The organism is Rossellomorea sp. DA94, from assembly GCF_029834455.1.
Taxonomy (GTDB): domain Bacteria; phylum Bacillota; class Bacilli; order Bacillales; family Bacillaceae_B; genus Rossellomorea; species Rossellomorea vietnamensis.
The window spans coordinates 1,496,360-1,511,187 of sequence record NZ_CP122397.1 but is presented as its reverse complement, the minus strand read 5'-3'; the positions used below and the strand labels follow the sequence as shown (position 1 = coordinate 1,511,187).

At 44.0% G+C, this 14,828-nt stretch carries 13 protein-coding genes; 3 read left to right on the top strand and 10 right to left on the bottom strand.

The window, feature by feature from the left end; translation table 11 throughout:
- Positions 1 to 110: 110 nt before the first annotated feature.
- The gene (locus P8596_RS07975) at positions 111 to 887 is read right to left on the bottom strand and encodes an enoyl-CoA hydratase-related protein (RefSeq protein WP_279726554.1); all 777 of its coding nucleotides are present in this window, start codon (positions 885 to 887) and stop codon (positions 111 to 113) included.
- 254 nt (positions 888 to 1,141) lie between these two features.
- Between P8596_RS07975 and P8596_RS07970 the strand changes: the two genes are divergently transcribed.
- The gene (locus P8596_RS07970; protein WP_279726553.1) at positions 1,142 to 1,336 is read left to right on the top strand and encodes a hypothetical protein; all 195 of its coding nucleotides are present in this window, start codon (positions 1,142 to 1,144) and stop codon (positions 1,334 to 1,336) included.
- Positions 1,337 to 1,377: 41 nt separating this feature from the next.
- Here the strand turns inward: P8596_RS07970 and P8596_RS07965 are convergent, their stop codons facing one another.
- The 3 genes from P8596_RS07965 to P8596_RS07955 form a co-directional block, all read right to left on the bottom strand.
- Complete coding sequence (locus P8596_RS07965; protein ID WP_229595767.1) at positions 1,378 to 2,934, bottom strand: fatty acid--CoA ligase family protein; 1,557 nt, start codon at positions 2,932 to 2,934, stop codon at positions 1,378 to 1,380.
- A gap of 150 nt (positions 2,935 to 3,084) precedes the next feature.
- Positions 3,085 to 4,071, bottom strand: coding sequence for a lipoate--protein ligase (gene lplA, locus P8596_RS07960; protein WP_224520521.1), 987 nt, complete (start codon positions 4,069 to 4,071; stop codon positions 3,085 to 3,087).
- An 11-nt stretch (positions 4,072 to 4,082) separates the two neighbouring features.
- Positions 4,083 to 4,817 (bottom strand): MBL fold metallo-hydrolase, encoded by a 735-nt coding sequence (locus P8596_RS07955; protein WP_034763331.1) that lies wholly within the window; start codon positions 4,815 to 4,817, stop codon positions 4,083 to 4,085.
- A gap of 196 nt (positions 4,818 to 5,013) precedes the next feature.
- On the opposite strand from P8596_RS07955, the gene yhfH reads away from it, so the two are divergent.
- Entirely contained in the window at positions 5,014 to 5,148 is a 135-nt protein-coding gene (gene yhfH / locus P8596_RS07950) for a protein YhfH (protein WP_079533738.1), read from the top strand.
- 64 nt (positions 5,149 to 5,212) lie between these two features.
- Here yhfH and P8596_RS07945 read toward each other — a convergent pair whose 3' ends face one another.
- The 3 genes from P8596_RS07945 to P8596_RS07935 all read right to left on the bottom strand — a co-directional run bounded on the left by P8596_RS07945 (position 5,213) and on the right by P8596_RS07935 (position 9,006).
- Complete coding sequence (locus tag P8596_RS07945) at positions 5,213 to 5,965, bottom strand: FixH family protein (protein WP_279726552.1); 753 nt, start codon at positions 5,963 to 5,965, stop codon at positions 5,213 to 5,215.
- Positions 5,966 to 6,108: 143 nt separating this feature from the next.
- On the bottom strand, positions 6,109 to 8,307 hold the full coding sequence (locus P8596_RS07940; RefSeq protein ID WP_279726551.1) for a YhgE/Pip family protein: 2,199 nt from the start codon (positions 8,305 to 8,307) through the stop codon (positions 6,109 to 6,111).
- Positions 8,308 to 8,433: 126 nt separating this feature from the next.
- Positions 8,434 to 9,006: a TetR/AcrR family transcriptional regulator gene (locus tag P8596_RS07935; RefSeq protein WP_034763328.1), complete on the bottom strand. Its 573-nt coding sequence runs from the start codon at positions 9,004 to 9,006 to the stop codon at positions 8,434 to 8,436.
- A gap of 188 nt (positions 9,007 to 9,194) precedes the next feature.
- On the opposite strand from P8596_RS07935, the gene P8596_RS07930 reads away from it, so the two are divergent.
- Positions 9,195 to 10,601 carry a LysM peptidoglycan-binding domain-containing protein gene (locus tag P8596_RS07930; protein ID WP_279726549.1) on the top strand — a complete coding sequence of 469 codons (1,407 nt, stop codon included), beginning with the start codon at positions 9,195 to 9,197 and terminating at the stop codon, positions 10,599 to 10,601.
- Positions 10,602 to 10,715: 114 nt separating this feature from the next.
- Here the strand turns inward: P8596_RS07930 and hemY are convergent, their stop codons facing one another.
- The 3 genes from hemY to hemE all read right to left on the bottom strand — a co-directional run bounded on the left by hemY (position 10,716) and on the right by hemE (position 14,282).
- Positions 10,716 to 12,113 carry a protoporphyrinogen oxidase gene (gene hemY / locus P8596_RS07925; RefSeq protein WP_224521121.1) on the bottom strand — a complete coding sequence of 466 codons (1,398 nt, stop codon included), beginning with the start codon at positions 12,111 to 12,113 and terminating at the stop codon, positions 10,716 to 10,718.
- A 117-nt stretch (positions 12,114 to 12,230) separates the two neighbouring features.
- The gene (gene hemH, locus P8596_RS07920) at positions 12,231 to 13,163 is read right to left on the bottom strand and encodes a ferrochelatase (RefSeq protein WP_034763325.1); all 933 of its coding nucleotides are present in this window, start codon (positions 13,161 to 13,163) and stop codon (positions 12,231 to 12,233) included.
- Positions 13,164 to 13,253: 90 nt separating this feature from the next.
- Positions 13,254 to 14,282: a uroporphyrinogen decarboxylase gene (hemE, locus tag P8596_RS07915; RefSeq protein WP_279726547.1), complete on the bottom strand. Its 1,029-nt coding sequence runs from the start codon at positions 14,280 to 14,282 to the stop codon at positions 13,254 to 13,256.
- Between the last annotated feature and the right edge of the window lie 546 nt (positions 14,283 to 14,828).

The window sequence follows — 14,828 nt, the reverse complement described above, 5'->3', positions numbered from 1 at the left end:
GTGAATCTCCCCCTGGCCCCAACCATAAAAAAGATCCGCCACGAGAGCCAAGCTGGCTCCACAGCAGATCTCCTACTCACGTAAAAGCTCGATCAGTCAAAATGTTCGATTCACTTCCCCTTAAACTCAGGCTTCCGCTTCTGACTGAATGCCAGTAAAGCTTCCACACGATCTTCAGTGGGTATTGTGATTTCATATGCTTTTCTCTCAAACTGCAAACCTGTCTGCAAGTCCACGTTCATCCCATTCTTGACGGCAAACTTTGCCTGCTGCAGGGCAACCGGTCCATTCGACAGCATCGGTTCCACGAATCCATGGACTTCCCCCATGAAATTCTCTTTTTCTACTACTTTTGTAACAAGCCCGATTTCCAATGCTTCTTCCGAAGTTAAACGTTTAGCCGTCAGGATAAGTTCGAGGGCTTTGGATTCACCGACCAGTCGCGGCAGACGCTGAGTCCCTCCTGCTCCCGGTATGATGGCGAGGCTAGTTTCGGTAAGCCCCATTGTCGTACCAGCTACAGCTATCCGGAAATCGCAGGCAAGGGCAAGTTCCATCCCTCCGCCGAATGCGTAGCCATTCATGGCGGCGATGGTCGGCTGCGGAAGGGTGGCGACAGACTGGAAGACCTCCCCGATCTTATAAACATTACGGATGACCTGTTGTTCAGTCAAGGTCTTTCGTTCCTTAAGATCAGCACCGACTGAGAAAGCTTTTTCCCCGCTTCCGGTAAAAATGACGACCCGGACGTCCGGATTGATGCGGAGTGCTTCGACTACCTGCTGCAGTTCGTTCAGTGTATCGTAATTAAAGGCGTTCATGGCATCCGGCCTGTTGATGGTGACCGTTGCAACGTTGCCCTTTTGTTCCAGTAAAATGGATTCCATGTTTGTTCTCCCCTTTGTTTAAGTGTTTCCTCCTTATGTATGATTCGACACGAATCGAGAAAACCCTTTCATTTTTTAAAAGGACTGAACACTTCCCGGGCAAATGCATAAACTATCGTGACATCAACCCATAAAGGAGTTGTACGATATGATGCATCATCCGTATAATCAAAACCCTTACCTCCAGCATCAACAGGCCAGTCAAAGCTTCAATCCATACCACCGTGAAACGAAAAGTCTTCCGGATCAGTGGGTTGAGTATATTCAACCACTCCCGTGCCTTATCTGAAGTGGAAGAAGGCATCAATCTGACCCACCTCTTCCAGGAATTTATCTTATCCGGTGTATTAGTCGGGCAGGGATTCACTCCAGAGCAGGCAATTGAGCAGGTTGAGACGTGGGAAAAAGGTGAATCCAAGTTATTACAGGCCAGTAAAGCTATGAAATAAAGAAAAAAGATGCTCAGTGATCCACTGAACATCTTCTTTCTTTAGGACTGTAGGACTTGCTCTTTTAACGCTCTTCTTAAAATTTTTCCCGTTGTGTTCTTCGGCAGTTCATCCAGGAACTCGATGGATGCCGGGAGCTTGTATTTCGCAAGATGCTCTTTACAATATTCCAGCACACCCTGTTCTGTCAGGGATGGATCGCTTTTTACAACATAGCAGTTGACGGCTTCACCCAATTCGGGATGCGGGACACCGATGACCGCTGCTTCCACGATACCGGGATGATTGTATAGCACTTCTTCCACCTCACGAGGGTAAACATTGTACCCCCCTACGATAATCAGTTCTTTTTTACGGTCCACAATGTAGAAGTAGCCATCTTCGTCCATGCGGGCAAGGTCCCCGGTATATAACCATCCGTCACGGATCGTTGCGGCGGTTTCTTCTTCCATCTTGTAATATCCCTTCATGACATTCGGGCCTTTGACAATCAGCTCACCGACCTGTCCTACAGGGACTTCTTCTCCCATTTCATCGACGACTTTATTCTCCAGGTTCATGATCGATGTTCCGATCGATCCGGGTTTTCTTGGTCGATCCAGCGGGTTGAAGCAGGTCACAGGTGACGCTTCGGATAATCCATATCCTTCAGAAATCATGACATTGAATTTCTTTTCAAAGTTTTTCAAGAGAGCCACCGGCAGGGAAGCGCCTCCTGAAATACAGAGACGAAGCGATGATAGATCCTCCGGGTTTCCATCTGGATACTGAAACAGGAAGTTGTACATGGTCGGTACTCCGGCGAATACGGTTGGTTGAAACGCCTTTGATAATTCAAAAATGGCCTTTGGACTGAAGCGCGGGACGATTAACAGGGTAGCCCCTCTCAAAAGTGGTGCATTCAGGACCACTGTTAAACAGAATACATGGAACATTGGCAGAGCGGTAATGACGGTATCATCTTCATTCATTCGTAAATAGCTCCCGACGTCGGTCGCATTGGAATAAATATTCTTATGAGTGAGCATGGCACCTTTTGGTTTCCCTGTTGTTCCGGAAGTGTACAGAATGATGGCCACTTCATTCTCATCCACCGTCTCACCTTTGAATCCGGGGTCCCCTTTGCCCAAAACACTTGTAAACGATTTCATTTTAGGGTAAGCAAGAGAAATGTTTTCTAAGTCAATATCCTTTGCCCGCTCATCTCCTGATTCACACAGGATGAAGTGCTCGACATCCGATAACAGATGCTGCATCTTCTCGATTAATGGCACGAGTAGATCAAGTGTGAGAATGGCCTTCACATCACCATTTTTCAGAATATATCCAATCTCATCAGGAGTATAGATCGGATTGATCGGGATGACCTTTAATCCAAGACGAAGTGCACCATATAATCCGATGACAAAATGCGGTGAATTCCCCAATACAAGCGCGATATGATCTCCCTTTTTCAGACCCAATTGCTCTAAGCCGCTTGCAAATTTCGATACAGCACCATTCAATTCCCCGTATGTACTTGAAGTATTTAAGAAATGATAAGCTGTTTTATCTGCTTTCTCTTGAGCGATTTGGTCTAACCGTGTAGCAATATTCAATTGTATCCCTCCCCTTTTCAACAAACTGAATGAATGGTCATTCATCAAACTATTAAAAGTATTCAAAATATATTCTATATAAAGAATAGTATTAATACAAGTATATTGATGCAAAAAAACCGCCCAATTTGGACGGTTCTTCCGTTTATATCAATACACCAAATCAACGAATTCATCCTTCGTGATATTACCGAAATAGTGTTGGATATCAACACCTTCCAATGCCCCGGCAATGTCCTTTCGCTCGTAGCGAGTACCAGCCAGCTTTTCTTCAATGTCCTCTACATTTCCAACCCCAAAGAAATCACCGAAGATTTTACAGTTATCGATCTTCCCTTTATTCACTTCGAGTCGGACATCGATGGAACCGACCGGGAAGCGGTGGGAATGCTGGAGATTGAATTTTGGTGACTTCCCATAGTTCCAATCCCAGTTCTGATAGCGTTCTTTTGAAAGCTTATGGATATTCTCCCAGTCTTCTTCCGTCAGGACATATTCTTCTACGTCGCTTCCGTCGAAGATAAAATCAAGGAGGGTTGAGCGGAACTCTTCTATCGTCATTTGTTCAGCCAGGAATTCTGAAATATTGGCCACACGGCTCCGGATTGATTTGATTCCTTTTGATTCGATCTTGTCTTTTTTCACCCGGAGAGCGGACACGACGTTTTCCATTTCGGAATCGAACAGCAGCGTTCCGTGGCTGAACATCCTACCCTTAGTGGAGAACTGGGCATTGCCTGAGATCTTTCTGCCTTCTGCGATGATATCGTTACGACCGCTCAGCTCTGCTTTCACCCCGAGTTTGTGGAGAGCCGTTACAACAGGCTCAGTGAACTTTTTGAAATTGTGAAAGCTCTCCCCATCATCTTTCGTGATAAAGCTGAAGTTCAGGTTCCCAAGGTCATGATACACGGCTCCCCCACCGGAAAGGCGGCGTACGACGTGAAGTCCCTGTTTTTCTACGTAATCTGTATTGATCTCTTCAATTGTATTTTGATTCTTCCCGATGATGATGGAAGGTTCATTGATGTAAAATAATAAATAACTCTCATTAATATCTAAGTTCTTCAGTGCATATTCTTCTATAGCAAGATTGATCCGCGGATCTGTGATTCCTTTATTATCAATAAATAACATCGTTTTCCCTCCTAAATTTCTACTACCATATCTTTTTTTGCTAATGATACATTACCGCTATAAATTGTTTTCGCTTCTGTCATCAACTGCTCCAAGTCACCGAAATGAGGCAAATGGGTGAGGATGAGGTTGCGTGCACCGGTTTTCTGAGCAAGTTTTCCGGCATCCAGACTAGTCATATGACCAGCATTCGAGGCATCCATATCACCATAGAAATTACATTCACACAGAAGCACATCAGCATCCTGCCCGAATGAAATGAATTCTTCCCTGAAGGCTGAATCTGCTGTATAAAAGAGGGATTTTCCATCTGCTTCGATTCTCATTCCGTAACATGGAACGGGATGCTTGGATTTCACAAACGTTACCGTGAAGGGACCAACGGATAAAGAAGAGTCCTCAGTATACTCATGGGCTGTCATCAAATCTTTGTATGTAAGGGAACTGAATCCTTGCTGATCTTCCCTATGGGCATATACAGGCAGTGTACCTTTGTTTTTCCCCAGGAAGTATTGAATCAGTAATGCGTGTTGTAGTACACCTATATCTGCCACATGATCAGGATGATAGTGGGACAGAAGGACCGCATCCAACTCTGTTGCTTCTATGTGGTGCTGAAGTTGGGATAATACACCACTTCCACAGTCGATAAGCAGTTTGAAGCCATGAGCTTCAAGTAAATACCCGGTGCTTGCTTCTCCTGCTTTCGGATATCCGCCCCATTGACCAATAACGGTTAACTTCATGTCTGAACAACGCCTTTCACTTTAGTCTGTCCCCCTACTATACTTCATTGTGCCTATTTTTTCATTTTTTCCGCCCATTTTAGAATTTATTGTTGACGAAACTCATACTGTTATAATACAATAAAATAAATTAACACATCAGTTATATAACACGAACAATTGATGGGTGAATACAAATTTACGGAGGGTGATGAACATGGTAAAAAATATTGTTGAGTTCTTTCGAAATTTGCCGCCTAAGTCTTGTGCACAATGTGGAGATACAATTGAGGAGCAACATGAATGCTACGGCATTTATTGCGAAAAATGTACGACTGACTACGAATACTAAGCGCATGAAAATCAAGGGGTACTAAAAAGGATGCTCTTCAAAATGAAGAGCATCCTTTTTATGATTATTGTACGTCTACTGTTTCCATGGTGTGTTCGTGAATTTCTTCTCCTTTGGTTACGTGAACCTGTACATTATAAGAACCTTTTTCAGGGAATGTATAGGAACCGCTATACTTGCCGGCTTCACCCGGATCCAGGTCCACCCACTCATGTTTCTCCTGACCGTCCTGATAAATTTCAAAACGAACCCTGGCATCTTCCAGTGCAGTTTCTTCATTTTCAACATGGACCATCATTTCTGATTCTTCCCCGGCTTTAATACTGTCAGGCTTCATAAGATGAATAGATACGGTACTTTCATGCTGGCCATGATGGTGATCCTCTCCCGCTTCCTCATGCTCTCCTTCTTCTACATCACCAATTGCAATCTCTGTCTTTGGCATCGTATGCATGTCGCGGGCGGTCACATGAACCTGTACGGTATACATGCCATCTTCTTCAAACGTCTTTTCTGCCTTGTATACCCCGTCCTTGTCGTGCTTCCCTTCAATCATTTCACTTTCTTCTTTATGATCATTTTTCCAAATCTCATATTTCACTTCATCGGCATCCTCGACGTTCTCATCACCTTGTGTGACTTTCGTGGAAAAAGAAACAGTTTGACCCTTCTCCCCCTTTTCAGGTACGTCTAATTTTGCCTCGATTGGTTCTAATTTCTCGTCGTCTTTTGCTCCGTTATCTTCATTTGAATTACCGCATGCAGCGAATAATAACGCGAGAAAACCCACGAGCATAAACAAACTTATTTTTTTCATAATAAATCCTCCTTTATGCATTTTTTAATGTATCACCATTATGTACCACTCATCCATTAGTATACACGTTTATGTTTACACAGGGTTTGTCCATTTAATGAAGAAAAAACGGTAGATGTGTGTGACATCTACCGTTTTTTTCCTTAAGCTTCTACTGATTTTGTATATTGTTTCTTGAATAGCCCTACAAAGAACACGGCCGTCAATGCAACGAACACAATGAAGTACCCCAGCAGGATGTATAGATTCTGCCACATGAAGGCGAAATCCCCGCTTGAAATGACCGCTTTAAACGCTGACACCGAGTACGTCATCGGTAACAGTGCACTAATTGGCTGCAGTGCCGTCGGTATCAATTCTAGTGGGAATGTACCGGCACTCGTTGTTAATTGCAGAATCAAGATGATGATGGCGACGAATCGTCCAGGATCACCAAGGATTGTAACCAGCATTTGAATCAATGCCAGGAACGTAAGACTTGTAATAATAGTAGAAAGTAAGAATAATGGTACACTTTCCACTTCAAGCCCCAATCCAAAGAGTAAAATCGCTGCTGCGATCAGAGATTGGATGATCCCCACTGTCGTAAGCACTGTGAATTTACCCATGAACCAGCTCATTCCGCTTGATGGACGATCGGATGGTTCGCGGAGTGGATACACAATCGAGATTAATAATGCCCCTACGAATAATCCAAGAGATAAGAAATAAGGAGCAAATCCTGTTCCGTAGTTTGGCACATGATTGATTTTCTCATTTTTCACATCGACTGGACCTGCCATCATGTCATACGTATCGTCGTCCGCTTTGACACTGTTGGCTTCTTTTGCTGCATCTTTTAATTTCGATTCGTATTCCGTTGTTCCATCAGATAGTTTCGTTGAACCGTTTGCGAGCTCAGTTGAACCATCGGCGAGTTTCCTGGATCCGTCTGCTAGCTGATTGGATCCATCATATACCCGGTTAAGGCCAGAACTTAGTTCATTCGCTCCTGAAGCAAGACCTACCGTCCCCTGGTATACGTCTCCAAGTTTCCGATTTAATAAACCGTAGTTTTCCACTACTTTGTTTTGACCTGCCACAAGTTGATTGGCACCTTCATCCAGTTGAGCTGATCCGGCTACAAGCTGACCTACGCCGCCTTGTAGTTTCTTTTGACCTTCATTTAATTTACCGATATTAGTTGCTAAGTCAGTTGCTCCGCCTTGTAATCCAGTAATTCCAGTGCTTAATTTACCTGTACCTGTTTCAAGACCAGATGCTCCCTGCTTGATTTGACTGATCGCAGCCTTTAGTTCAGCCTGCTTTTCTTCAGGCAGGCTACCCATGTATGGAGCCAATTCATTCTCAAGCTTAGTGGCACCTGCTCCAATTGCCTGAGCACCGGCTTGAGCACTGTCGGCTCCGCCTTTTAAGGCACCGATCTGATCGGCAAGGTATTTAGATCCGGCCTGCAATTTAGCCGTATTGTCCACAGCACTATCAAGCCCGGCGTCCACCTGTTCCAAACCTGCCTTGCTTTTATCGATTCCGGCAGCAAGAGAATTCAACCCGGTTTGAACATCCTGTGTCCCTTTATATAGTTGCTGTGATTTATCCGTCATGATACCGACACCGTCAGATAGTTCCTGAGAACCTTTAGCCAGTTTCTCGGCACCTGCACGGGTTTTGGCCACCCCGTCTGTCATCTCGACGTTCTTTTCAGCAAGGACTGCTAAATTGTCTTTTAGCTTCTTGGCACCTTGAGAGAGATCAATGGCCCCGCTATTGATTTCGCCCGCTTTATCGCTGGCGGTCTTGAAACCATCTCCCATTTCCTGAATCTTATCAAACATGGTTTCGGCATACGTTTCTGAAACGGATTTAGAAAGACTCGCTTTGATCTCTTTCATGGCCGTATCCCCGATTTGAGCAGATAAGAAGTTAAAGCTCTCATTCGGTACATATTTCAGCGAAAGCTTTTGAGGATTATCCTCTAACAATGTTGTACCGTTTTCAGAGAAATTCTCTGGAATTTCTACAAGCATATAGTAGTCTTGTTTCTCCAGATTCTTGTACCCTTCTTTTTTATCCACAAAATGAAAATCGAACTGATCGCTATCCTTCAGCTTATCAACAAGCTCCGATCCAATATGCAACTCCTTGCCGTCAAACTCTGCTCCCTGGTCACTGTTCACAACAGCTACAGGAAGATCTGAAAGCTGCTCGTATGGATCCCAGAATGCCCAAAGGAACATGCCGCTGTACAGTACAGGAATAAAGAGCACGGCTAGTATTGGAATGAGCAGCTTCTTGTTGCGAAAAATCGCTTTGAATTCTGAACCAATAAATGATTTCTTCATATTATCCTCCTATTGTTATTCAAATGATTTGAACTATTGACCAATAAACCCAAACGGTCATTTAAAGGTAAAAAATAAATGACTATTTCATTCGATTGGTCATTTTTCCCTAAAAATGAAGGACTATCAATTTGATAACCCTTTAATGATATATAGCTCAAACAGATTGGCTATTTCATCTTTATCAAGTGGACCATGTGCACGTTCCCAATCGAAGATCAATGAAACGTATAGCTTCAATAGGACGAATGCTGTCATTTCCGGGTTGCAGGGCTTAATAGCTCCTGAGGAAATGGCCTTTTCTATTCGGCGACTCAAAAATTCTATGACCACTTTTTCCATGCGGTCAATGACCTCGGATACAGCAGGCGTTCCCATTTCACGGGCTTCCTGATATAACTTGATCGTCAGCTTATGCTCTTTGCGAAATTCGAGAAGACGAAACAACGCGCGGTGGACATTTTCAGAAAATGTAGCTTCCGGATCAATCACTTCTTCTGCTTCAAAGGTCATTTCATTAATTAACGATGAAACAATCTCGTCGAATAATTCTTCCTTATTCTTAAAGAACGTATAAATCGTTCCTTTTCCCACATTCGCTATTTTAGCTACTTGATCCATCGTCGTGGCTTTATACCCAAACAAGGAAAAAGAATTGGTAGCCGCCTCGAGGATCTGTTTCCTTCGATCAATCGCCATGAACTCACTCCTTCCATTTGACCGTTTGACTATATTTGTAATTTAGTCATTTTGTTAACAATGATAAATTTATCACATCTTCGATCATTACACAAGTGATATTTTTCAATTTCTTTATCCCCGTTCTTTCATATCGAATAAGCCCTGTTGAATAGGCTATAGGTATAAGACCGTTCAGGAGGTGTCATATGAATATTTACGTAGTGAAAAGCGGGGATTCACTCTGGTCGATCGCATCAAAGTACGGGGTTGAGGTGAACCAGATCGCTTATGGAAATCAATTAAAGAATCCCAATATACTCGTTATCGGACAAAGTCTTCTCATCCCGGAACCTTTAAAAGAATATATCGTTCAGCCAGGTGATACGTTGTATAAGATCAGTCAACAGTATCAAATGGATTTCAATGAACTACAGACATTCAATCAAATTTCTGACCCCTCCACACTATTTATCGGTCAGTTGATTGTCATGCCCGCCTTCATTCACAGGGTTCGAACAGGCGATACCCTTTATACCATCTCCTATAATTATAAAGTGCCCATGCAAGAGATTTTGAATGCGAATGCCATCTCGAATCCTTCCCTTATCTACCCCAATCAACAGATTCGGATCCCGAATACGAAACCGGTGATTGAGGTGAATGCATACATCACGAGGACGGATAGCCAAGGAGTGGCCGAAGTGAATGGGCTGGGAAGCTACTTCACTTACCTTGCTCCTTTCACCCATTCCATTACAAAAGAAGGCACGATTACAGAACTGAACGACACCGGTTTGATATCAGCTGCGGATAACCAACAAGTCGATCCCCTATTGGTCCTGACCAATTATGTAGACGGCAAATTCAACTCCGACCTTGTCGCCACAATCTTAAGGAGCGATTCACTGCAAAATACGTTAATCTCTTCCATTCAGGAAAAAATGGAGGCAAAGGGTTATAAGGGCTTGAACATAGATTTCGAATACGTTTACCCTGAAGACCGGGAAAATTATAATTCCTTTTTAAGGAAGACGGTCTCAGCATTAAGACCAAAAGGCTATTCTGTCTCAACGGCACTCGCACCGAAAATCAAGGCAGATCAAAAAGGCCTATTATACGAGGCCCATGACTATAAGGCCCAAGGAGAAATTGTCGACTTTGTTGTCCTTATGACTTATGAGTGGGGATGGGCAGGGGGAAAACCATGGGCGATCGCACCCATTAATGAAGTAAAAAAAGTACTGGACTACGCCGTAACGGTCATACCCCGCAATAAGATCCTCATGGGGGCTCCATTATATGGTCGTGACTGGAAAATACCATGGGTGGATGGGACCTTTGCGAAATCCGTCTCTCCTCAGGCTGCCATAGACCTTGCAAGCAAATACGGGGTCCGCATTCAATATAATGATCAGTATCAGTCTCCATTCTTCAAGTATTGGGATGAGAACGGACAGCAGCACGAGGTCTGGTTTGAAGATGCAAGAAGCATGCTGGCAAAGCAAATGGTGGTGAACGACTATCGATTAAGGGGGCTGAGCTACTGGGTGCTTGGTTCTGCCTTTCCACAGAATTGGGTGCTTCAGCATTCCAGATATCAGGTAGTGAAGTAGGGTGCACCTTCAACCCGAGGGTGCTTTCTTTCATCTGGAAAGTGAGGCCTAGAGAATATTCAGCATGCCCTCAAAAAAAAGACCACCAGTTTCCCGGCAGTCTTCCGCAAATAATTAGTTCAAGTAGTCCAACACTTTTGCTACGGTCCTCTCCCCCTGCCCGATGCAGTCGGGAATACTCAATCCATCATATGAACTCCCAGCAATGAATATCCCCGGTAAAGTAGCCTCTGCTTGCTCATACATACGTTGAATCCGTTCCCTGTGCCCCACCGTGTATTGAGGCATTGAATTTTTATATCGTGAGACAATCGTGAAATCAGGGGGACCATCAATTTCCATGATCTTACTCAAATCATCGAGCACGATCTGCTCGATGTGGTCATCGGATAAATCCACGATGGTTTCGTCACCGGACTTGCCCAGGTAGCAACGCAATAATGCCTTTCCTTCCGGAGCCGTGTGCGGCCATTTTTTATGTGTCCACGTTCCCGCAGTCAGGGAGTAATCGCTATTTCTGGAGACCAGGAACTCGGTCCCGGCGATATCTTTTTTTATGGCCTCTTGTGAGAACCCCATTGCCACCGTCGCCACTGAAGTAGCTGGCATCTCCTTTAAGAAATGTAAGAATGGATAGGAGGGGAACATGGATTGCAATACGTGATGGGGAGTCGTGACGATGACGCTGTCTGCCTCCATTTGATCACCGTTCGTGAACGTGACTGTATAATCACCGCTGGTCTCTTTTTCTATGTTGGTTACCTTCATGCTTTTGTAAGCGGTATTTGGTTCCAAGCCTGCTTCCATGGCATCGATCAAGGATTGAAGACCCCCTGTAAAAGTCAGGAAGTTCCCTTCTTCGTTCGATTCTCCCGCTTGTCCGCTCTTCTTGATGCCGGCTATTAAACTGCGATGTTTCTGTTCTAATTCATAGAGTTGCGGAAATGTAGACATTAAGCTTAATTGATCGATATCCCCGGCGAATATGCCCGTTAAGAGCGGTTCGATCAAATGGTCAACCACTTCATCCCCCATCCTTCTCCTGAAGAATTTCCCCAATGACTGATCTTCTCTTTCCTGGGAACGCGGAAGGATAAAATCCGCTGCAGCCCTCATTTTTCCTGATAGTGAAAATAAACTTGTTGTGATGAAAGGGGCGATTTGGGTTGGAATCCCTACGATGGATCCCCCGGGAATCGGATAGAGTTCACCACCGGCTATACAGTAGGACGTGCCTTTCTTATTTCGGACGAGCTTGTCCTCCATACCCAGTTTTTCCGCTAAACGGGAGATTTCCGTTTTGCTGGATAAACAAGAATCCGGACCCTTCTCGATGATATAGCCGTCTTTTTTGAGGGTTTGAACCTTCCCGCCCAATCGGTGGGTGGCTTCTACCAGTTTTACTTCGATGGGGAGATGTTCTTCCTTGATTTTCTGTTGCAGATAGTAGGCTGTGGTTAAACCAGTGATCCCTCCACCTACGACTACAATCTTTTTGTTTTGTTGTTCCAACACGTTCATCGCCTTCTTTAACAAAATATCTTCATATCCAATAATAGATAAGGACTAAAGCGCTTGAGAGTGAACCCACTCGCTTCAGTCCTTCGGTGTACAGCCAAAAACGGGAAACTATTTTTTAAGGTGTTTTAACACGACATCTGCCATGGCATCAATGAATTCCGGTTTGGCGTTCGGCATTTCCGGACGATAGTAAGAAGCTCCGATATCATCTGTTACGACTTTGCATTCATAATCATTATCATAAAGTACTTCAAGGTGATCAGCCACAAACCCTACCGGCGTATAAACAAAAGTAGTGTAGCCCTTTTCCTTGTGAAGATCCCTTGTCAGATCCTGGACGTCAGGACCGATCCATGGGTCAGGAGTGTTCCCTTCACTTTGCCATCCTACGGCATATTCCGTGACTCCGGCTCCATCTGCGATCATCTTCGCCGTTTCCTCCAATTGCTTTGGATAAGGATCTCCGGACTGCAGAATGCGTTCGGGAAGGCTGTGAGCAGAAACAATGAGGACCGCTTTATTACGCTCTTCATCACTCATGTTTGCAAAGGTCTCCTTCACCCGGTCTACCCAGTACTGAATGAATTTAGGTTCCTCATACCAGCTTTCGATCGATGTGATCGTTGGACCGCCAAGCTTTTCCGCTGTTTCTTTCGCACGTCCATTGTACGATTTGACGCTGAACGTTGAAAAATGAGGGGCGAGTACGATGGAAACCGCTTCTTCAATGCCGTCATTGTGCATTTGTTCGACTGCATCTTCTACGAACGGTTCAATATGCTTTAATCCAAGATACATTTTAAATTCAATATTGTCTTGAACCGCATTTAAACGTTCTTCCAGGCTTTTCGCCTGATCAAGGGTGATCTTAGCCAGTGGGGAAATCCCCCCGATTGCCTCGTAACGTCCCCGCAAGTCATCCAAAAGTTCACTGGAAGGGACTCTTCCATGTCGGATATGTGTATAGTAGCGTTCCAGATCTTCTTCTTTATATGGTGTACCATAGGCCATCACCAATAGACCCATTTTCTTCTTTGACATCCCATTTCACCTCATTGTCAGTTTCATACATTCCATTATTGTGCCATGTTTCTTTCATAGAATCCATTTATAAAGATGTATGAATGTTCTCTACCTGGCACTGTATTCATGCACAAAGGCTGCTAATCGTTTTAATGTGTCTGGATTGACTTGAGGGAATACCCCATGTCCGAGGTTGAAGATGTGACTCAGGTCCTTCCCTTGATCCAGGATCTCTTTGGCTTTTTCTTCAATTACGTCCCATGGTGCCAGCAGGATCGCAGGATCCAGGTTACCCATCACCGTTTTGGAGATGCCCCTTTCCCTTGCTTCCTTGATCGGCAATCTCCAATCAAGTCCGACTACATCGATAGGGAGATCATGCCATTCATTTGCAAGGTGGCTTGCTCCGACACCAAACATGATCAATGGTACATCCTCTTCCTTCAGTTCATTAAAGATTCTTTCCATGACCGGCTTGATGAATGTGCGATAATCCTGTACATTCAATGCACCTACCCAGGAATCGAATATTTGGAAGGCAGACGCCCCTGCTTTGATTTGGGCTTTTCCGTAGGTGATTGTCATCGCTGCCAATTTATCCATTAAAGCAAACCAGGCTTGCGGTTCTGCATACATGAACGCTTTTGTTTTATTATAGTTTTTAGAAGGACCACCTTCAATCATATAGCTTGCCATTGTAAACGGAGCACCGGCAAAGCCGATCAATGGAACCGATAATTGTTCCTGTGTCAGTAATTTGATTGTGTCCAATACGTAAGGAACATCCTGTTCAGGATTGATTTCCCCAAGCTTTTCAACATCCGCAGTCGTACGGATGGGATTATCGATCACAGGACCGATGCCTGATTTGATCTCGACATCCACTCCAATCGAAGGAAGTGGGGACATGATATCCTTGTAAAGGATTGCTGCATCGACGTCATATTGTTCCACAGGCAGCCTTGTTACATATGCACAGAGTTCAGGCTGGTGCGTGATTTCAAAAAGAGAATATTTCTCCTTGATCTTCCTGTATTCAGGCTGTGAACGACCCGCTTGTCTCATATACCAAACCGGAGTATAATCCGTTTCCTCTCCCCTTGCCGCTCGTAAAAAAGTATCATTCATCTGTTTCATACCTTTGTTCGTCCACCTTTCTATGTAACTCCATTAACCCTATTGTAAACTAATTTGAGTAGATTCTAAAATTGCCATTTCTATTAGCTGTATGTTCAAACGTTGTTGCTGTTAATGAAGCGAGTAGTGGTTGATTTCCGCTGCAGGTGCTCGCTTTCCGCGGGGCGTGAGTTGAGCCTCCTCGGGCTAAAGCCCTGTGGGGTCTCAACTTTCACGCATTTCCCGCAGGAGTCGAGCACCTTCCGCTTCAATCAACTTTCTAAATATCGTTTTTTACTTCAAACTAAAAACAATTCTTTGACCAATTTAACAAAACCAATTTATTCCTTATTGTCATTTCCAAATAATTTAGTAGACATACTTTTTTGACTGTCGTGTCATTTATAAGGCTCTGTCAAGTCTTTCGCGATTAAGATGGTGAGGGGAACTGCGTAGACTCCCTCGGGAAAGGTTATTATATCAGGGCTTACAACCGGTTTATTCTCTTTTAAAAATTTTTTAAATATCATATTAGATAAACGCATTCCCTTTTTTTCTTATTTGTTC